This is a genomic window from Roseibium aquae (genome assembly GCF_008711285.1).
Classification (GTDB): Bacteria; Pseudomonadota; Alphaproteobacteria; order Rhizobiales; family Stappiaceae; genus Roseibium; species Roseibium aquae.
Map to the genome: position 1 here is coordinate 18366 of NZ_VXDC01000018.1, position 19912 is coordinate 38277.

Here is a 19912-nt window from a genome sequence, read left to right on the forward strand (position 1 = left end):
GGCCGACGCCTCCGTATAAAAGTCGAACCCAGATAAGAGAGCACGTATGGATTCACCGCTGCAGATCGACACGACGACCCTGCTGACGCCCGGCGACCCCGCGCCCGGCTTCATACAGAGGAGCGTCGCCAACCCGCGCTACGCCTTCGACAGCGCGGCGGGGCGGTACCTGGTGCTCTGCTTCTACGGCAGTGCGGGCGATCCCGACGCGCAGGCGGCGCTGAAGGCAGCCCACGGGCGGCCGGACATCTTCGACGACGACCGGGCCTGTTTCTTTGGCGTGAGCGTCGATCCGGAGGACGAGGCCTCAGGGCGCGTGGCGAACCGCATCCCCGGCTATCGCCACTTCTGGGATTTCGACCTGACCGCGTCTCGGCGCTACGGCGTCGCCGACAAGGAGGCGGATCCGGCGCGCGGGCCCGTGGCGCTGGCGCGGCAGTGGGTCATCATCGACCCCACGATGCGCGTGATCGCCGCGATCCCCTTCCGGAGAGATCGCAGCGACCTGGCGGAGGTGATGGACGTTCTGGACGATCTGCCCCCGCCCGCGCGCTTCGCCGGGGTCGAGATCATGGCCCCGATCCTGTTCCTGCCACGCGTGTTCGAGCCCGAGCTCTGCCGCCACCTGATCGGGCTCTACGAGGCGCAAGGGGGCCGCGAGAGCGGGTTCATGCGCGAGATCGGCGGCAAGACGGTGGGCGTGACCGATCCGGGCTTCAAGCGGCGCAAGGATTACAACATCGAGGATCGCGATCTGATTTCCGCCCTCCAGGGGCGGTTCCTGCGCCGGGTGGTGCCCGAGATCGCCAAGGTGCACCAGTTCAAGGTGACGCGGATGGAACGCTACATCGTCTCCTGCTACGCGGCCGAGGACGGCGGGCATTTCTCGGCCCACCGCGACAACACGACGAAGGGCACCGCGCATCGCCGCTTCGCCGTCTCGGTGAACCTCAACGACGAATTCGACGGCGGCGAGGTCAGCTTTCCCGAATACGGCCCGCGCAGCTTCAAGGCCCCGCCCGGCGGCGCCGTCGTGTTCTCCTGCTCGCTGTTGCACAAGGTGAGCAAGGTGACACGCGGCCGGCGCTACGCATTCCTGCCCTTCCTCTACGACGATGCGGCGGCGCGGCTGCGCGAGGAAAACGCGCGATATGTAGGCGACACCGGATCGTCGTATCGTTCGGGACCGCAGGCCCAGGTGGAGAAATCTGCATGACCCGCGCCCGAAAGGAGACGTGAGCCGCATGGCCCGTGACGACCTCGATATCGTCGGACAGCTGGAGGCCCTTCGGCGCTACGCGCGCGTGCTGACCCGCGACGCCGAGGCGGCCGACGACCTCGTGCAGGCGACCTTCGCGCGGGCGCAGGAGCGGCGCGCGACCTTCCGCGAGGGGGCGGATGTGCGGGTCTGGCTGATGGCGATCCTGCACAACCTCTTCATCGACACCCGGCGCAGCGCGCAGGCGGCGCAGGCGCGGGAACAGGCCTGGGCGGAGACGCGACCCTCCTTCGTGGAGGCGTCCGGCGAGATGGCGGCGCGGCTCGCGCAGCTGCGCGCGGCGTTCCTGTCGCTTGGGCCCGAGCAGCGCGAAGCCCTGCACCTGGTGGCGGTGGAGGGGCTGGGGCCGGCCGAAGCGGCGCAGGTTCTGGGCGTGCCCGTGGGCACGGTGATGTCGCGCGTCGGCCGGGCCCGCGCGGCGCTGCGGGCCTTCGAGGACGGCGCGGCCGACGCGGGCCCGGCGAAACCCTTCAGGATCGTGGGAGGCCGCGATGAGCGACAGGACTGAGTCCGACTCGGACGTCGAGGCCGATTTTCTGGCGCTTCTCGAAGGGCGTCTGGACCCCGATCGCACTCTCGCCATTGCCGATTACCTCAAGGGGAGGCCGGAGCGGACGGCGGACCTGCTGGCCGATGCAGGCAACACCGCCGCGCTGCGCATGGCGTTGTCGGCGGCGGACGACCCCGCGCCGGAGCGGCTCGTGACCGAGGCGCGCCGCCTGCAGGATAGGCTGCGCGGACAGCGCCTGTTGCGCCGCACAGCCCCCTTCGCGGCTGCCGTCGTCCTGTTCGCGGCCGGTTGGACCGGTCATGTCGCCTGGCAAGCGGCCGGCCCCGCGGGCGCGCCCCCGCTGGTCGAGGCGGCCCTCGACGCGCAGGCCGCGCTGGAGCTCCGACACTGGATGGTGTCGCAGCCCGAAAGCGCGGAACTGAATGCCCAGGAAATCGTCGCGGCGCTCGGCATCGAGCTTCCCGTCCTCCCAGAGGACTGGACCGTGCGCGACGTGCAGATCGTCGCCACCCCCGACCGCCCAGCCGTCGCCATCGCCGTCGATGCCCCGGATCTCGGGCGGCTCCTGCTCATGGCCGTCGCGCGGAGCCCCGAGGATGCCGAGGATCCGCCGACGGCCTTCGATTACCGGGGACGCACAGTCGCGCTGTTCGAGCGCGGGCGGTCCTCCTTCGTCCTCGTCGACGAGTCCGGCCATCCCGAGCAGCTGGCGCTCGGAGCCGACAGGCTGCTGTCTCGTGGTAACTGAGTGTGCCCGCTGTCTCCGAAACGAATGCAGGCTACGACCAAAACCACACGCGGCGGCATCCGCGTCGCCGCCGAAACCCGCGAAGAAGGATAGAATGTTTCCGTCACCACGACCGAGCAACACCGAAAAGGCCTGCGATCTGCGGACAGCCTCGAAGGCCGCGCGCACCGGAAAACCGATGCCGGGTTTGCCAATACGCGGCAGATTTCGCCACTCCAACGTCTCGATCTGGCTCCTCGCCATCTGTATCGCTGTGGCGCTGATCCTGCGGACGACCACGGCAGCCGAGGCGCAGGAACGCCTTCAGGATTGGCTGCCCGACGTTCTCGAACTGCCGGGTGATGTCGAGGTGCTCGCCGACCGCCAGGTCGGATCGACCATCCGCATGCTCACCCTGCGAACATCGGCGAATGTCGACGATCTGCTGATCGAATGGGAAGTGGCCCTGCGTGCGAACGGATACGCCATCGGGCGCGGACGCGACGAGTCGCTCGACGGCGTCATAGAATTCAGCGGGACCGGGATCGTGAATGCAAAGATCATCGTGGCTCAGGGTGGCGACGACGACGGCCGGGTGATCGAGATCGACGCCACCCTGCGCTGACGCCGGCGGCCACGCGCCAATAGCCAATGCGCCCAGTGTGCGGACGGGCTAAACCATGCCCATGACCATCCGCTCCATCACAAATACTTCGCATTGGGCTCACTCATGTTTTTGGAAATTCTTCTCGTTCTGCTTCTGATCGGTGTGAACGGCCTGCTCGCGATGTCCGAACTGGCGGTGGTCTCGTCGCGGCCGGTACGGCTGAGATCGCGCGCCGAGCACGGGGACCGCGGCGCCGGGATCGCTCTTCGGCTGGCCGAACACCCGGGAAAGTTCCTATCGACCGTCCAGATTGGCATCACCCTGGTGGGCGTTCTCGCCGGCGCCTTCTCTGGCGCCACGATCGGTCTGCGGCTGGCCGAAGTGCTCCCTGAATTCGGCATTCCCGAGGCCGCAGCGAGCAAGGTCGGGGTCGGGCTCGTGGTCGTCGTCATTACCTATCTGTCGCTGATCGTCGGCGAGCTTGTCCCGAAGCAGATCGCTTTGGCCGCTCCAGAACGCGTAGCGAGCGCCGTTGCCCCGGCGATGCTTATGCTGTCCCGCGTCGCGGCGCCCGTGGTCTGGCTGCTCGACAGATCGGGTACCCTCGTCCTGCGCCTCATAGGCCATTCGGGAAAACGCGAACCCTCCGTGAGCGACGAGGACATTCGTACACTGCTTTCCGAGGCGGCCGGCGCCGGCGTGATCCACCGGGCCGAGAAGGACCTGATCGGCGGCGTCATGCGGTTCTCCGATCGCCGCGCAAGGGGCCTGATGACGCGACGCCATCACGTCGAGACCGCCCACGTGGACGAAACGCGCGCTCAAATCCTGGCGCGTTTCCGGACGTCTGGCCACTCGCGCCTCCCGCTCCGGCGCGACGGGCCGGACGATATCATCGGTGTCCTTCACAGCCGCGATCTGCTCGCGACGACGGACGCGGCGTTCGATGCACAGGCGCTCATGCGTCCGGCCCCCGCGATCCAGGAGTCCCTGCCGGCCCTCGACGTCATCGATCGGCTGCGGGATTCTCCCTGCCACATGCTGCTCGTCTATGACGAATACGGACATTTCGAGGGGATTGTCACGCCAATGGACGTGTTGGGGACGATTGCAGGGGGATTCGACGAAACGGAGACCGACGAGCCCAAATTCGTCGAACGCGGTGACGGCTCACTGCTGGTCGCGGGCTGGATGCCTGTCGACGAGTTCATCGAGCAGCTCGAATTGACGATCCCAAGCCCCTCCTCCGCCGAAACCGTCGCCGGTCTTGTCATGGAGCACCTTGGCGAGATGCCGCGCGTCGGTCAGACGATCGACGTCGATGGCTGGCGGATGGAAATCATCGACATTGAAGGCTTGCGGATCGACAAGCTCATCGTAAAGCGTGAAGCGGCTACCTGATGGCGGGACGCGACCGTCCCGCGCGGGCCACGGTTAAACGGGCTGCGACGGAGGGACGGCAAGAACGTCGCGATCGGCTCTGCGCAGGACGGCTTCCGCGACGCTCCCGAGAAAGAACCGGGCGAGGCCGCTGCGACCGTGCGTTCCGACGACCACGAGATCGGCAGAGTCGTCCCGCGCCGTTGACAGGATTTCTTCGGCCGGGGCGTTTCGTACCTGACGTACCTTCTGCCGGATCGATCGCCAATCGACCGACTTCACGAAGGCAGCGAGCGCGCGCGAAGCCTCCTTCCGCTGATCTTCGAGATAGGCCTCTCGCGCATCCGAGGGAATGGTGTGGCTCATGGCCAGATGAATGGCGGGCGCATCGAAGACATGCAGTATACACGCGTTCGCGCCGTGGGCGATGTCGCGCACCACGGAGGCTTTCGCTGCCTGCGCGGCGCCCTCTGACAAATCCGTCGTCAGCATCACATGACGATAGGATCCCACGGGTGGCGCATTGACCATCAGAACGGGACAGGCCACCGAGCGGATCGTCCGCTCCGCCGTGGTGCCGATGAACACGTCCCTGAGCACTTGGCGTCGATGCGGACCGATGACGAGAAGGTCGGGCGTCGCATCTGCCACGGCTTGCGCGATGCCGACGAATGGGGACGCGAGGATGACCCGCGTATCGCAGTTAACGCCGTCCACGTCCCGCAGCGTGGCGGCCATCTGGCGAAGCAGCTTCGTGGCCTCGTCGCGCTCGGCGTCCACGATCCGGCGCGGTTGATCGTCGTCGACGACATGAACCAGCAGCATGGTGGCTTCGAACTGGCGGGCAAGAAGGGTCGCACGCCGCAGCGCCCGATCCGACCGCTCCGAAAAGTCCGTAGCCACTATGATTGTCTTCATCGTTTCCGGTCCCGGGCCGTGGCCTCACATCTGCGAGCGACGCGCTGCGACGCATCAAGCTCTGTCTGAATCATCTCATCTATCCTATAATCTGCTATATTATGCCAAATCCGGTGAAAAGGCGCCAGCATGTCACGCGAGCAATATCGGACCGTGAAGGAGGTCGCGGACCTTCTGCAGGTCAACGAGGTCACCGTACGACGCTGGATCAAGGACGGCGAGCTCCGGGCGATCGACATCGGCAAGGGATGGCGGATCGGCCCGGACGACCTCGACGCCTTTCTCGAAGGTCACGCGACGCGGCCCGCCGCCAGGCCAAACGGCGAGACGAACACCTCTCCGGAGGCGACAGCAGCACAGAGTACGAAGGAACAGAAGAATTGATGGAAGTGATTGTTCAGTCGCCGTTTGCGGAGATCGCCGCGCTTCTGGTGCTAGCGGCGGTTGTCGGGTTTCTCGGGATCATCCTGCGCCAGCCGCTGATCGTGAGCTTCATCGCGGTCGGCCTGATCGCAGGTCCCTCGGCGCTGGACCTGGTCCGGTCGGACGAGCAGATCAGCCTGCTTTCCGAACTCGGGATCGCGGTGCTTCTGTTCCTCGTCGGCATTAAACTCGACGTGAAGCTCATCCGCTCCCTCGGGGCCGTGTCACTCCTGACCGGGCTCGGCCAGGTCGCGTTCACGTCGATCTTCGGCTACCTGATCGGGCTTGCGCTCGGGCTCGGGCATATCACCAGCCTCTACGTCGCCGTGGCGCTGACCTTCTCCTCGACGATCATCATCGTGAAGCTGTTGTCGGACAAGCGCGAGATCGACAGCCTGCACGGCCAGATCGCGCTCGGCTTTCTGATCGTGCAGGACCTTGTCGTCGTGCTGGCGATGATCGTGCTCTCGGCCATTGGCATCGGCGCGGGCGGCGACGGCGGCCATGGCGGGGGATCAGTGTCGCTGGTGCTGGCCTCGGGCGTGGCGATGGTGGCCCTCGTCATCCTCTTCGTGCGCTATGTCGCAAATCCGCTGACCGAGCGGCTGGCGCATGCGCCCGAACTTCTCGTGATCTTCGCCATCGCCATGGCGGCGATGTTTGCGGCGGCGGGCGACATCGTCGGCCTCGGCAAGGAGGTGGGCGGCCTGCTTGCCGGCGTCGCGCTCGCCTCGACGCCCTATCGCGAAACCATCGCGGCGCGGCTCGCCCCGCTGCGCGACTTCCTTCTCCTCTTCTTCTTCATCGCGCTCGGCTCGGCGCTCGACCTGTCGCTACTCGGCGCGCATGTGACCGGTGCCATCGTCTTCTCGCTGTTCGTGCTGATCGGCAACCCGCTCATCGTTCTGGCGATCATGGGGGCCATGGGCTACCGCAAGCGCACCGGTTTCCTCGCCGGCCTGACAGTCGCGCAGATCAGCGAGTTTTCCCTGATCTTCGTCGCCATGGGGGTGTCGCTCGGCCATGTGCAGGAAGATGCGCTCGGCCTCGTGACCATGGTTGGGCTCGTGACCATCGCCGCCTCGACCTACATGATCACCTATTCGCATCAGCTCTACGCCGTGTTCGAGCGGTTCCTGGGTGTGTTCGAGCGCAAGGGCACGCCGCGCGAGCCGTCCGAGGCCGGGGCGCATCGCAACGACGGCCACAAGGTGATCATTTTCGGGTTGGGGCGCTTCGGCACCGCGATCGGGCTCCGGCTGCAGAAAAGGGGTATCAAGGTCCTGGGAGTCGACTTCAACCCTCTCGCCATTCGGCGCTGGCGTGAGCTTGGGCTTGAGACCGAATTCGGCGACGCGACCGACCCTGAGTTCGTGGCGGAGCTGCCGCTCGCGCGGGCGGAATGGATCGTCTCGACCGTGCCGCTTCACCCGACAGGCCTAAGCCACGAGGACACGCGCACGACGCTGATCCAGCTCACACGCACCTCCGGTTTCCGCGGGCGCGTGGCCGTCGCGTCTCATCACCCCAAGGACACCGAGGAACTCTTCGCTTCTGGCGCAGACATGGTGCTGGAGCCTTTCCAGGACGCGGCCGACCGTGCGGTGGACCTGCTCTGCGGCGCACCGGAGGAAGAGCGGACCGAAATCCCGTCCATCGGAACCGAAGAGAAGCAGGTGTCGTGATCGTGATGCCGCGCAGAGGACAGACGGGCCAACCGGGATGACGAACCACCGAGATCTTCCAGCATATCACGCAATGCCCTCGGCCACGGCACTGGACGCCCTCGCGTCCAGGTCAAGCGGGCTCGAAACCGGGGAATACACACGTCGCCTTGCGAAACATGGCCCGAACCGCTTGCCCGAACCGCCTAAGCGCAGCCCGATCCTGAGGTTCCTGTCACACTTCCACAACGTATTGATCTACGTCCTGATCGCTTCGGCCGCCGTGACGGCGGCGCTACAGCACTGGGTCGATACTGGTGTCATTCTCGCAGTAGTCATTGTAAACGCCGTGATCGGCTACATCCAGGAAGGCCGCGCCGAGCAGGCCATGGATGCGATCCGCGGGATGCTCGCACCACGGTCTGCCGTCCTGCGCGACAGGCGGCGGATCAGCGTGGATGCGTCCGATCTCGTCCCGGGCGACATCGTGCTGATCGAGGCCGGGGATCGCGTGCCTGCCGATCTGCGTCTGATCGAAGCGCGCGGCATCAAGGCGGAAGAGGCGATCCTGACCGGAGAGTCCGTGCCAGTAGATAAGGGCACGGCGCCCGTGACGGAGGACGCGGCGTTGGGCGACAGGTCCTCGATGCTGTTTTCCGGCACGCTGGTGGCCGCCGGTGCCGGGCGGGGCGTCGTCGCCGCCACAGGTGCGGACACCCAGATCGGGCGGATCAGCGGCATGCTCGGACGCGTCGAGACGCTGACCACGCCGCTTGTGGCCCAGATGGACCGCTTCGCGCGCTGGCTGACGGTCTTCATCCTGATCGTCGCAGCCTCCCTGCTGATCTACGGCTACTTCGTCGGGCATCTGCCTTTCGCGGACCTGTTCATGGCCGTTGTCGGCCTGTCGGTTGCGGCCATCCCCGAGGGTCTGCCTGCGGTGCTCACGATCACCCTTGCGGTAGGCGTTCAGGCCATGGCGCGACGCAATGCCATCGTGCGTCGCCTGCCCGCGATTGAGACCCTGGGTTCCGTCTCGGTGATCTGCTCCGACAAGACCGGCACGCTTACCCGCAACGAAATGATGGTGGCGTCTCTGGCTGCGGCGGGGCATAGCTACTCCGTCGGCGGGAATGGCTATGCGCCCGAGGGCGCGGTGCGCTGGCGCGAGGCCGACGCCCACCCCGACGAACACGCCGTGCTGATGGAATTCGCGCGGGCTGCGGGGCTCTGCAACGACGCAATGCTGCACGCCCATGAGGCGGGTTGGCGAGTCGAGGGCGATCCCATGGAGGGCGCGCTGATGGCGCTCGCCGGAAAGATCACCCGCGAGGGAGGCGAGCCTTTCCGGCAGTGGACCCGCACCGATGCGATCCCATTCGACACCGCCCATCGGTACATGGCCGTCCTCCACCACGACCACGAAGACCGCGCCTGCATCCACGTGAAGGGCGCGCCGGAGGCGGTGTTGGCGCTCTGTGCCGATCAGCGTGCCGCTGATGGCGGGTCCCAGCCACTCGACGCGGATCACTGGAACGGGATGGTGGAGGATCTGGCGGCCGAGGGGCAGAGGGTGATCGCCGTGGCGGCCCGGGCGGTGCCCCAGGACCACACGATCCTGAACACCGCAGATTTGGAGGGGCGACTTACGCTCATCGGACTGATCGGGCTGATCGACCCGCCGCGCCCCGAGGCCATCGAGGCGGTGGCGGAGTGCCACGCCGCCGGCATCCGCGTGAAGATGATCACCGGCGATCATGCCGCCACCGCGCGGGCGATTGCAGGCATGATCGGCCTGAAAAATCACGACCGCGTCCTGACCGGCGCCGATCTTGAAGCGATGGACGATGCCGCGCTCGCGGAGGCAGCGGTGCAGGCCGACATCTTCGCTCGCACCTCTCCCGCTCACAAGCTGCGTCTCGTCACCGCCCTTCAGTCGCGCGGGCTGACCGTCGCGATGACAGGCGACGGCGTGAACGACGCGCCCGCGCTAAAGCGCGCCGATGCTGGCATCGCCATGGGACTCAAGGGTAGCGAGGCGGCGAAGGAGGCTGCTGAGTTCGTGCTCGCGGACGACAACTTCGCTTCGATAGCCGCCGCCGTACGCGAAGGCCGCACCGTCTACGATAATATCAAGAAGGTCATCAGCTGGACTCTGCCCACAAACGCGGGCGAGGCCATGCCGATCATCATAGCTCTCTTTCTCGGGATGGCTTTGCCGATCACAGCGGTGCAGATCCTCTGGGTCAACCTCGTCGCCACCGTCACGCTGGGGCTGGCTCTGGCGTTCGAGCCTTCGGAACCCGGAACCATGCGCCGCCCGCCCCGGCCGCGCGGCGAAGCCCTGCTCAGCGGGGGGCTGCTCTGGCACGTAGCGCTGGTCTCGCTTCTGTTCTCGGCCGCCGTGTTCGGTATGTACACCTACGCGCTGGACAAGGGGCATTCGCAAGAGCTCGCGCAGACCATGGCGATGAACACCATCGTCGTGCTGGAAATCTTCCACCTCTTCTTCATTCGCAACATCCACGGGACGTCTCTCACTTGGGCGGCAGCAAGAGGAACGCGGGTAGTCTGGGCGTGCGTCATCGCCGTCACCACGGCCCAATTCGCCGTCACCTATATGCCGCCGCTTCAGGCCGTCTTCGGAACCGAAGCCGTGCCTTTGTTCGACGGGCTGCTTATCGTCGCAATAGGCGTCGTCTTTTTCGGGCTGATCGAGACCGAAAAGCAGATGCGGCTGACCTTCCGCTCCGCCAATGGCGCCGCGGCAGGATAGCGGCGGGAATGCGCCGACGAAATTGAACATGTACGCAGGTTAGATAGCTTTCTGGCCATGACATCCATGACATGCACCCCCGCGAACCCTTTCCTTCCGATCGGCCCCAGACGAGCCGTCGCCAGCCTGCGCACCACTCTCCTGCGCCTGCCCGTGAGAGACGCGCTTGTTGCAGCCTGGCTCGTGCTGGCCGCCTCGGCGGTCGTATACGCCGACGAGCACCTACAGGACTGGATTCCCGACGTGCGCGCGATCCCGGACGATGCGGAGGTCGTCACGGACCGCGCCATCGGCTCGACCGTGCGAATGTTCTCCATCGCGACGGGCGCTGATGTGGATGCACTCTTTGCGGATTGGGAAGAAAGCCTGAGCGGCAACGGATATCCCGTAACGCAGGGCGCCGACGATTTGCTGGACCGGTCGATTGAGTTTTCCGGCCCGGGCATCACCAACGCAAAAATTATCGTCGCGCCGACGACAGACGACGGGCGCAGCATCTTTGAATTCGACGCGACTCTGGACTGACGTCAAACCGACGCGCGATCGTCTGGCGGGCGCTCGACGTTCGTGTCGTCGAATAGATGGTCCGGGTCGACCCCGCGCTTATCGGCGCTCGCGCGGACGGCGTCCTGAAGAGCTTCGCTGCGCTCCAGCAGCCGGCGGAACCGCGCCTCGTCAAGAACGAGCAGCGTCGAGGGCGCGATGGCGCGCACCTCGGCGCGACGCGCCTTCTTCATCAGGATCGCCATCTGACCGAACATCTCGCCCCGCCCGAGCCGCCATGTCTGACCGGCGGTCTCGAGTTCCACCGCCCCGGAGGCGATGAAGAACACGCTTCTCGCGGCACTGTCCTTGCGGATGATGACCTCGCCGGCGTTGATGTAGCGCGTCTCGAGCGCGCGGCCGAGGCGCCTCAGAACGGCATCGTCGAGTTCGGCGAAGAGCGGAAACTGCCGGACCAGTTCGGCCCGCTGGAGCGCGATGTCGAGATGCGGGCGTTCCTCGGCGGCGGCCCTGCGCGCATCGAGGTCCTGCATCAACGTGGTGTAGACCTCGGCGCCGATCAGCCCATCCTCGCGCATCGCGGTGTATTCCCGTTCCTCCAGCCGAAGCGCCGTGCGCCGGATGAACCGGCGTTCCAGCTCCTCCGCATAGCCCGGGTATTGCAGGCGCAGCCCCTCCAAAGCGGTCTCGACCATCTCGATCCGGCGCGCGAGCAATTCGTGCAGGAGGTCCGCCACCCGCCGGCCGTGAATGCGCCGGATGCGCCCGTCGATGAAGGTGCCCAGATCCCGCAGGATCAGCCGTTGCGAGAGCAGAAGCTCGAACCGGTCGGCGGTCATGCGCGCCAGCGGCCCCGACAGGCGCAGACGGCCGTTCAGCACCACGGCGACGCGGAAACCGGGGCCGTAGGCGACGCTGCGCCGGGCGGCGCGGTTGTAGCCGCTGCGCCCCTGGCTGCGGGCGCCCTCGATCAGCCGGTCGGCATCCGACAGGATCTGTTCGGCCATCCGCGCCGAAATCGTCCGCTCCCGGACGCGGGCAAGGATCGTGTCGCGCTCATGGCCGGCCAGCGCGATCAGGCCGAGCGTGACCCGGTCGCGGTCGAGGATGTCCGCGCTGTCCTCGGCCGACTTCACCGCCGCATCCAGCCGCTCGCCGAAGCGCTTGGCCTCCGAGCGCACGGTGTCGTGGCTCAGTTCGTAGTTCTCGGTCGTGCGCGCCACGTCCTCGCGCACGGTCTGCAGCGCCACGGCGACGACCTGCCGCGACAGCGCCTCGTCGATGGGCGAGAGCCGGTCGAGCCCCAGCCTGCCGATCACCCACCTGAGCGTGGTGCCCTGCACGATCAGCGTGAAGAGCGTGAAGCCGGTGGCCAGGATGGCCACCACGCGCTGGATGCCGTCCGGCACGCGGAAGCTTTCCGTTACCGCGAGCGCAAGTGCGAGCGTCACCGCGCCCCGCAAGCCGCCCCATAGGATCGCGACGCGGTAGGGGCGCTCGACCGCGGGCGAGAGCCTGAGCGCGGTCAGGAGCGGCAGAAGCCCGAACAGGATCACCGCCCGCGCGGCGATGGCGGCGAGGATCACCACGCCGACCAGAACGAAATCCTCGACGCGCACCTCCTCCAGCAACCGCGGGATCAGCAGCGCAGCAAGAACGAAGATCAGCGCCCCGGCCCAATGCGCCAGCACGTCCCAGATCTCGCGCAGGTTTGCCCACGCCTGCGGCGGCAGGCGCCCGGGACCGGTCAGGTTCAGCGTCAGTCCAGCGGCGACCACGGCGATGACGCCCGAGGCGCCGATGCTCTGCTCGGCCCCGATGTAGGCGAGGTAGGGCAGAGCGACCGAGATCGAGATCTGCGCCAGCTCGTGGCGCGAGAACAACGCCATGACCCGGACCGCCACCCTTGCCGCCAGCCAGCCCGCAAAGGCGCCCCCCAGGATCAGGACGGGAAAGCGCGCAAGCGCCGCGCCAAGGTCCGGATCGGGCATCCCCAGCATGACGAAGCCCATGAACAGGCCGAAGAGCGCGATGGCCGCGGCGTCGTTCAGGAGGCTCTCGCCTTCGATGATCCGCGCAAGCCGGCGCGGCGCCGAGATCGAGCGGAAGATGGTGACGACCGCCGAGGGATCAGTCGTGGACACGATCGCGCCAATCAGCAGGCACGCCGCAAGCGGCAGTGTGCTCGCCCAGGACAGGGCATAGCCCACGCTTAGCGTCGCCACGACGACCGCTACGACGGCGAGCACTAGGATGGGCACCCAGTCGTCGAGCATCCGGCGCAGGTTCATGCCCAGCGTCGCCTGGAACAGCAGCGTCGGCAGGAAAACATAGAGGAAGACGTTGGACCGGATCGGCAACCCCAGGATCGCCTCGGCCACCGGGTTCAGCGCGTCCGTCAACTCCGTCCGCAGAAAGAAGATCGCGCCCGCACCGATCATCACGCCGAGCACGGCGAGGATCACGGAGAAGGGCAGTTTCAGGCGCGCGGCAAGCGGCTCCGCCGCGCCGATGACGAGGAACAGGGACGCGATGACAGTGGTGACGAGAACGATGTCCATAGGCCTGAAATAGCTGGAAATTCAGGCGCGGGGAATCGGCGGGGCTCGAATGTCGCCAGAGAGGGGCAAGATTTTCTCGTATTGGCGCAAGGGACAGCTACGGCGGTCGTGAACTGCGCCTGTGAGAAACCCGACTATGGTCGCCTTGTACGCGGCAGTCCGGTCACCGTCGCTCCGGCAGCGACCACCGGGACCCGATCAGGGCGACTGTGAGCGGCGCTCACCTACACAAGCCGGTCGTAGCCGTCTCTCCGCAGGCGCGGAGTTGATCTCTGACGACAGCATAATCGCTCAGCATCTCGGCGATCGCCGATCCATCCGGCAGCAGGACCAGTTCCTCGGCCGCCCGCGCCTGGAGCTCGCGGGTGTACTCCACCACGGGCGGACAGGCGGTCGCGATGCCGGGCTCAGAACCGTCCGTCGCGCAGCCGCTGAGCAAGCTCGTTGCGATCGCGAGGGCGGCGAGCTGCCGCCTCCAGCATCCGGCGTTGGACGTCATTGGCCTTCTCCGTGGTTTCAAGGCGTTCGGCGAGGCGGCCCGCTCGCTCGCCGGACCGCCGAAGCGACAGCAGGAACAGAAGCACGGCGAGGACGATGGCGCCGTAGCACAGCGCCGCTCGCACCCACGGGCTGGCCGCTATCCCGGTGAGGAGCCCGGCGATCACCGCCGGCCCCGCTTCCAGTCATCGAGGCGAGCATAGATGGTGACCGCGATGCCGCCGAGCGCCACAAGGATGAACACCCAGCGCAGTATCCGTGATGGTCAAGCCTGATTTGGGCTCCATTCTCGTCCAGCCGCGACAAGGATGTTGGAAAGCACGATCAGCTTTCGCATCACAGCAGTGATCACGACCTTGGCAGGCTTGCCCCTGGCGGCCAGGGTTTCTGACATCGTCTTCAGATCGGGATTGAAGCGCATGGCCGAGAGCGCCGGCATATAGAGCGCGCGTCGCAATTCGCGTCGGCCGCCTCGGATGTGCTCCTTGCCTTGCCATTTGCCAGACTGACGCGACACTGGCGCAAGCCTGGCCAGGGATGCGGCTTGCTTGTTCGACATCGTTCCAAGCTCGGGCATTTCGACCAGCATGGTGAAAGCGGTGATCTCGCTGATACCGGGAATGCTCAGGAGAATGTTGAAACGGGCGCACAGCTCGGGATCGTCATTTATCCGATCGAGGATTTCGCGCTCCAGCTCTGCGATCTGGCTTTCGGCGAGCCGCAGCCGCTTGGTGATCTGGCGACGAACGACGGGCTGCAAGGCTCTTTTCTCACGTGCCTTCCCGGTCGCCAGGTCCTTGACCAAAGCACGACGGGCAACCAATAACTCCCTCAGATCATGATGCGTTTCTGCCTTCGGCGTTTGCGGTGACAGACTCAGTGCCGCCGCCATGCGTGCGAGCATCGCGGCATCCACGCGATCGGTCTTGGCAAGGCGACCGGTTGCTTCGGCGAACCGCCGAGACTGCCTTGGGTTGATCTTGTGGAAATGCACGGCATGCTTGGCAAGGGAAGCTTCGAGCCGGCGATGGTAGGCGCCGGTTGCCTCGAAGACCACAAGCGGCTGGTCGAGTTTTCCGAGCTGACGGATCAGCGCCCGGATGCCATGCTGATCGTTGGCGAACTGGTGGTATGTTCGATCAGCGAGTGCAAAGACGTCCAGTCGATCTTTCGAGATGTCGACGCCAATGATATTCCTCATGTGTCTTTTCCTCTCCTGGTCTTGTCATGCGGGCCTCAAAGCCCCGGTATCCGTTCAGGCCGAAAGAAAAGACGGGGGCGATCCTACTGCGCTGCGGTCCTGCAAGACCAACGTGTCGACCGATCCCTCCCCCGCCACTGTCCGCCATAAGTGGCGTGGCGGACAGTGGCTCCCTTTTGCCTCAGGAGCCGACCGAAGTCATAAAACAAGGTGTCGAGATACGGCACGAGCGGCAGGATGGCGGATTGCGTCTCGGCCAGGACGTTCTGCGCGACCTCCACGCCAGCAGCTCCCAGCGTCGCGACGCCAGCGGCCCCGCCGCCTTTCATGGTGCGGCTGTCGGCCAGCACCTCGCGTGCGGGCGGTGTCTCGACTGCAAATGCCGTCGCCCGGACCGGGAACCGCTCGCCCCACTGACGCGCCGGGCCGAGGTCGACATGGATGAACCCTGAGCGCGGATAGAAGCCGAAGCCGAGGAACCCGACCGCCCGCGCCGCTGCCTCAAACGCCACCGGATCGTGGTTCGCCATGGCGATGTCGAAGGCGGCGCCATCGAGGTGCTTGGAGCGGGTCGCGCCGCCCACGGCACGGTTGTGCTCGGGGCTGCGATAGGCCGAGCGGACGATCAGCGGCTTGCCCAGCCGGTCGCGTAGCGCCTGCAGCTTGTCGAGCGCGGGTTCGTTGATGAGCAGCTTGCCGGTGCCCCGGCAGGCAATTTCGGCCGGGCTAAAATTTGGCCAGCGCCAGGTGCCCCCAGGCACGTCGCGCCAATGGCTGTGGAATGTCGTGGTCATGGGGATCCTCCGAAACGAAAAAACCCGCCACCAGGGCGGGTACGGTTAGGCTGAAGATGGGAGATGGGGAGAGGCTACGTGCTGCCGCTGAAGATCCTGAGCTTGATGGCGATGTCCGCGAGCGGCGCCAGCATGACGCCGGTGGTGATCATGCGGACGGCGGTCTGCATCGCGGTGCGGCGCACCAGCCGGATGCAATCCACCAGGGAGCGCAGATCGCGGATGTCGAGCGCGGCCTCGTCGCCGTCGAGCCCGACATCGGCAAGCGCGCGCTTCGCGCCTTCCTCGGCGGCCCGGGTCAGGATCGCCTCGAACTCGGCGTCGGGCATGCGCACGAAGCCCTCGGATCGGGGTGGGTTCATAGGATCCTCCTTCCGCCGCTCAGCCGACCTTGCAGCCCCAGAAGGACGTGTGATCGGCGGCGAAATAGCCGTCCGCGACCCGGAAATACCCCTGCAGTTCGACGGTATCGCCCGCGGTCAGCGGCACCATGGTCTGCAGCCAGACCGGAACGCCGAGCAGCGAAAGGCTTTCGCGGTGTTGCAGGAATGGATAGCCGCAGATCCAGGCGGCATCCACCGATCCATCGAGAATGGTCGCCGTGATTTCCTGATAGGTCCGTCGCTGGATGAGATCGACCGGTTCGCCCATCGCCTCGGAGAAAGCGGACCTCAAACGCTCGATGACGACGGCATCATTGTCAAGGAAGACCGGGGTTAGTCCGAGGCGAAAAGTCTCTGCGGCACGCACGAGGCTCGGCAATCCGATTGCCGCACATGTACCAGCTCCAGTGAGGCATCGCCTCCTGTCCGGTTGTGTCTCGAATCTGGTGGAAATTCTCTGGCGGCGATCTCCGAGCATTTGGATTGGGGCCTGATCAGGCCGCGAGGTCAAGGCTGATTGGGGCGATGGGCTGAGCCAAGGTTTCCCAGCCATCGACCTTTCGCATCTGGATTTGGCCCGATGCCATCAGCGCCCAGAGTAGCATCGGCACGGTTTCGGCGCAGGGCAGCACGGTCTGGGTCTTGATGCGACGGCGGAATTCCTCGTTCAGACGCTCTATGGCGTTTGTCGTCCTGGCCGATTTCCACTGCGATGGGTCCAAGCGCGTGAAGGTGAACAGCCGATCCCCAGCCTCGTCCAGGCTGTCGGCGACCGCGCGACATTTCAGGTGCCATTTGCGCAAGAATGCCTTCCGCCGCTTTTCGATATCTGCCGCGGTGTCGGCATAGATCATATCGCGGTAATCTTCGGACAGCTCGTCATGCATGTGCTTCGGGGCATGGCCCAGAAGGTTGCGGTGCTTGTGAACCGTGCAGCGCTGGATCGGCAGGTCATCGCCCCAGAGCGCGACAAGGGCGGCCTCGAGTCCGGGCGCGCCATCGACGATGACAAATTCCGGTTGTTTCAGACCGCGCGCATCGAGATCACCGAGAAACATGCCCCATGCAGCTTTGCTTTCCCCGCCCATATTCTTGATGGAAAGCAGCACCTTCTGCCCGTCCCGGCGCACGCCTATGGCGGCCAGAACCGAGATGTTCGTGGCCTTTCGATCCAACCGGGTCTTGATGACGGTGCCATCCAAAATCAGACGGACGATGTCTTCGCCGGACAGGTTCCGCGCAACCCATGCGTCCCAGTCGACCTTCACCTTGCGCCAGGCGCGGCTGACCACGTCCTTGCTGACCGCCCCTTCAAACAGCCCATACAGCGCCCGCTTCACCCGCCGCGTGTTGGTCCCGGCCAGATAAACCGAGGCAATGAGGGCCTCGGCCTTCTTGGTCAGTCGCTGGTAGCGCGGCAGCGCCTTCGAGCGCCATTCCGTAGTCTTGCCGACCTCGTCAACGCTGCGGGCGCGCGGCACGCTTATCGTCTCTGCCCCAAACGTGCCAATCAACTGACGCTCCCGGTGGCCGTGCCGGTAGCCCGTGGGTTTGCCGGTGCCACGGTCATAACGGCAGCGCCCCAAAAACGCGTCCAGTTCCTCTTCGAAAACCGCCTCGATCGTGGCACGGATATTTTCTCGTAGACGATCCTCGATAGGATCATAGCCGGCTTCATTGGCCAGTAGCGAAAGCGCGGCAGTGTCGGTATTGCTCTTCATGGCGTGATCTCCCTGGCGGTTGCTGCCGCCGGTTGGGTGGGTTCAGTTCACCCGGAGATTACGTCACCTTCAAATTTCCACCACCTTCGCGACACGACCCCTGTCCATCGAAAATGGTCTCCCTGCCTGTATGTTAGCGACCGGAGCCGATCTGAGGCAATCCAGCATTCCCGCGGACGGGACGGCTTGATGTGCAAGTCGCGCATCTTCAGACACGAATGCTGCGCTACAGGAGAGCCAGAATACCGGCATTCGCGAGTGCCAGCGCCGAGAGACCCCAGAGCCGTCGCCGCAGGCCCGGTACCGGCTATGATCCATGCTCCAAGCACGGGAGGCGGACGCCGGGCCGCGAGATATCCGCAAGCCCGTTCGCGTCAGCTGCAATCACTCCCAACACTCCGGCGGGAAGCCCTTGCCGGGCGGCCTCGCGGCTGGTGACGATTTCAATGTCATGCAGCCTCAGACCGAGCCGCTGGAATTTGGCGATCGCCCCGCGAGATCCTGGCTTGCGGCATTGGTCAGCACCCGGATCGCAATGCCGCGCGCGCGAAGATCATCCAGCCTGCGGTCTGCGCCCGGGATTGGCCGCGCGCAGACATTGAGCACGCCGAACGCATCGAAAACACAGGCGTCGATCTGATCGGTGATATCGAGAAGTCTGGAAATACCGGTCATCGCGCCGGGCGCGGCCATCGCAGGCAGGCGGTCGCGGATCGCTTCATAGGCATGGAAGATTTTTCCGCGTCCGTCATCGGGTGCCCCCTGCCTGTCCCAAGGAAAATGCGCAGCGGCCGTATCCTGTTCGTGCCAGAGACGCCAACCACCCGCACGACCCGGCCCACGGCGAAACGGGGGCCAATTTCCCGAGACGACAAAACTGTCATATCTCTGTTGCGTTTCGACGGTATGCGACCGTTAGCTTCGCAACATCTTGAGGGATACCATGAAAGCGTCCACAGCCATTGCGGCCATAGCCACATTTGCATTTGCTCTGCCTGTCTATGCCGAGTTCACGCTCGATCCGCGTTTTTCGGATGCCGACGGCGACCTGATCGCCGACATCCCGACCGACCCGGCGCAGCTGGTCGATCCCGAAACCCTGATCTTCGCCTATACGCCCGTCGAAGATCCGGCCGTCTATGCCGAGGTCTGGCAGGGTTTCCTTGACCACATGGCCGCCGTCACCGGCCGCGAGGTCCAGTTCTTTCCGGTCCAGTCCAACGCCGCCCAGATCGAGGCGATGCGCGCAGGCCGCCTGCATGTCGCGGGCTTCAACACCGGGTCGAACCCGCTGGCCGTGGCCTGCGCGGGCTTCCGCCCCTTCGCCATGATGGCGGCCGAGGACGGGTCCTTCGGCTACGAGATGGAAATCATCACCTACCCCGACAGCGGCATCACCGCGGTCGAGGATATCCGCGGCGGTCAACTGGCCTTCACGTCCGAGACGTCGAATTCGGGCTTCAAGGCCCCCTCCGCGATCCTCAGCGCCGAATTCGGCATGGTCGCAGGCACGGATTTCGAGCCGGTGTTCTCGGGCGCGCATGACGCCTCGATCCTCGGTGTGGCCAACCGCGACTACCCGGCCGCTTCCATCGCCAACTCGGTCATGGCCCGCATGATCGAACGCGAGGCGATCACCCCCGATCAGATCGTGTCGGTCTACACCTCGCAGACCTTCCCGACGACGGGCTACGGCACCGCGCACAACCTGACCCCGGAACTGCAGGACGCCATACGCGAGGCGTTCTTCAGCTTCGACTGGGAAGGCAGCGCGCTGCAGGCCGAATTCGCCAACTCCGGCGAAGCGCAGTTCATCCCGATCACCTTTCAGGAAGACTGGGCCGTGATCCGCACGATCGACGAGGCCACCGACGTCGTCTACGAGTGCAACTGAGCTGCAATCTGTCATGATCGCGCCACGGGCGGCCTTGCGCCGCCCGTGGGCTTTTGCACGAGAGGGTGCCC

The 19912-nt window shown here is 65.6% G+C and carries 19 protein-coding genes; 10 read left to right on the top strand and 9 right to left on the bottom strand.

Going from position 1 to position 19912, the window contains the following annotated elements; all coding sequences use genetic code 11:
• The first annotated feature begins 46 nt into the window (after positions 1-46).
• The 5 genes from F0184_RS19010 to F0184_RS19030 all read left to right on the top strand — a co-directional run bounded on the left by F0184_RS19010 (position 47) and on the right by F0184_RS19030 (position 4525).
• Positions 47-1216 carry a 2OG-Fe(II) oxygenase gene (locus tag F0184_RS19010; RefSeq protein ID WP_150497789.1) on the top strand — a complete coding sequence of 390 codons (1170 nt, stop codon included), beginning with the start codon at positions 47-49 and terminating at the stop codon, positions 1214-1216.
• Positions 1217-1244: 28 nt separating this feature from the next.
• On the top strand, positions 1245-1787 hold the full coding sequence (locus F0184_RS19015; RefSeq protein ID WP_150497790.1) for a sigma-70 family RNA polymerase sigma factor: 543 nt from the start codon (positions 1245-1247) through the stop codon (positions 1785-1787).
• A complete protein-coding gene (locus tag F0184_RS19020; RefSeq protein ID WP_150497791.1) occupies positions 1771-2538 on the top strand; it encodes a hypothetical protein in 768 nt (255 codons plus the stop codon). Before F0184_RS19015 ends, F0184_RS19020 begins: the two co-directional genes overlap by 17 nt.
• Positions 2539-2632: 94 nt before the next feature.
• Positions 2633-3142 (top strand): hypothetical protein, encoded by a 510-nt coding sequence (locus F0184_RS19025; protein WP_150497792.1) that lies wholly within the window; start codon positions 2633-2635, stop codon positions 3140-3142.
• Positions 3143-3247: 105 nt separating this feature from the next.
• Complete coding sequence (locus F0184_RS19030; RefSeq protein ID WP_150497793.1) at positions 3248-4525, top strand: hemolysin family protein; 1278 nt, start codon at positions 3248-3250, stop codon at positions 4523-4525.
• Positions 4526-4558: 33 nt separating this feature from the next.
• Here F0184_RS19030 and F0184_RS19035 read toward each other — a convergent pair whose 3' ends face one another.
• Positions 4559-5422 carry a universal stress protein gene (locus tag F0184_RS19035; protein WP_150497794.1) on the bottom strand — a complete coding sequence of 288 codons (864 nt, stop codon included), beginning with the start codon at positions 5420-5422 and terminating at the stop codon, positions 4559-4561.
• Between the two features lie 129 nt (positions 5423-5551).
• Between F0184_RS19035 and F0184_RS19040 the strand changes: the two genes are divergently transcribed.
• From F0184_RS19040 to F0184_RS19055, 4 genes are all read left to right on the top strand, one after another.
• Positions 5552-5806: a helix-turn-helix domain-containing protein gene (locus F0184_RS19040; protein WP_150497795.1), complete on the top strand. Its 255-nt coding sequence runs from the start codon at positions 5552-5554 to the stop codon at positions 5804-5806.
• A complete protein-coding gene (locus F0184_RS19045) occupies positions 5806-7530 on the top strand; it encodes a cation:proton antiporter (RefSeq protein WP_206668381.1) in 1725 nt (574 codons plus the stop codon). Before F0184_RS19040 ends, F0184_RS19045 begins: the two co-directional genes overlap by 1 nt.
• 73 nt (positions 7531-7603) lie before the next feature.
• Complete coding sequence (locus F0184_RS19050; RefSeq protein WP_244299359.1) at positions 7604-10285, top strand: cation-transporting P-type ATPase; 2682 nt, start codon at positions 7604-7606, stop codon at positions 10283-10285.
• A 57-nt stretch (positions 10286-10342) separates the two neighbouring features.
• Positions 10343-10810 carry a hypothetical protein gene (locus tag F0184_RS19055; protein ID WP_188656284.1) on the top strand — a complete coding sequence of 156 codons (468 nt, stop codon included), beginning with the start codon at positions 10343-10345 and terminating at the stop codon, positions 10808-10810.
• Between the two features lie 2 nt (positions 10811-10812).
• Here the strand turns inward: F0184_RS19055 and F0184_RS19060 are convergent, their stop codons facing one another.
• The 8 genes from F0184_RS19060 to F0184_RS20815 form a co-directional block, all read right to left on the bottom strand.
• Positions 10813-13350 carry a cation:proton antiporter gene (locus F0184_RS19060; RefSeq protein WP_150497799.1) on the bottom strand — a complete coding sequence of 846 codons (2538 nt, stop codon included), beginning with the start codon at positions 13348-13350 and terminating at the stop codon, positions 10813-10815.
• Positions 13351-13570: 220 nt separating this feature from the next.
• On the bottom strand, positions 13571-13849 hold the full coding sequence (locus tag F0184_RS19065) for a hypothetical protein (protein WP_150497800.1): 279 nt from the start codon (positions 13847-13849) through the stop codon (positions 13571-13573).
• A 264-nt stretch (positions 13850-14113) separates the two neighbouring features.
• On the bottom strand, positions 14114-15049 hold the full coding sequence (locus tag F0184_RS19080) for an IS110 family RNA-guided transposase (RefSeq protein WP_150497802.1): 936 nt from the start codon (positions 15047-15049) through the stop codon (positions 14114-14116).
• Between the two features lie 83 nt (positions 15050-15132).
• On the bottom strand, positions 15133-15843 hold the full coding sequence (locus tag F0184_RS19085) for a YcbK family protein (protein ID WP_208998567.1): 711 nt from the start codon (positions 15841-15843) through the stop codon (positions 15133-15135).
• A 74-nt stretch (positions 15844-15917) separates the two neighbouring features.
• On the bottom strand, positions 15918-16205 hold the full coding sequence (locus F0184_RS19090) for a DUF6127 family protein (RefSeq protein ID WP_150497803.1): 288 nt from the start codon (positions 16203-16205) through the stop codon (positions 15918-15920).
• A 19-nt stretch (positions 16206-16224) separates the two neighbouring features.
• Positions 16225-16605: a type 2 periplasmic-binding domain-containing protein gene (locus tag F0184_RS19095; RefSeq protein ID WP_172972167.1), complete on the bottom strand. Its 381-nt coding sequence runs from the start codon at positions 16603-16605 to the stop codon at positions 16225-16227.
• Between the two features lie 115 nt (positions 16606-16720).
• A complete protein-coding gene (locus tag F0184_RS19100; protein ID WP_150497805.1) occupies positions 16721-17947 on the bottom strand; it encodes an IS256 family transposase in 1227 nt (408 codons plus the stop codon).
• 459 nt (positions 17948-18406) lie between these two features.
• On the bottom strand, positions 18407-18622 hold the full coding sequence (locus tag F0184_RS20815) for an HAD family hydrolase (RefSeq protein WP_208998568.1): 216 nt from the start codon (positions 18620-18622) through the stop codon (positions 18407-18409).
• A gap of 268 nt (positions 18623-18890) precedes the next feature.
• On the opposite strand from F0184_RS20815, the gene phnD reads away from it, so the two are divergent.
• A complete protein-coding gene (gene phnD, locus F0184_RS19110; RefSeq protein WP_150497806.1) occupies positions 18891-19841 on the top strand; it encodes a phosphate/phosphite/phosphonate ABC transporter substrate-binding protein in 951 nt (316 codons plus the stop codon).
• The last annotated feature ends 71 nt before the right edge of the window (positions 19842-19912 follow it).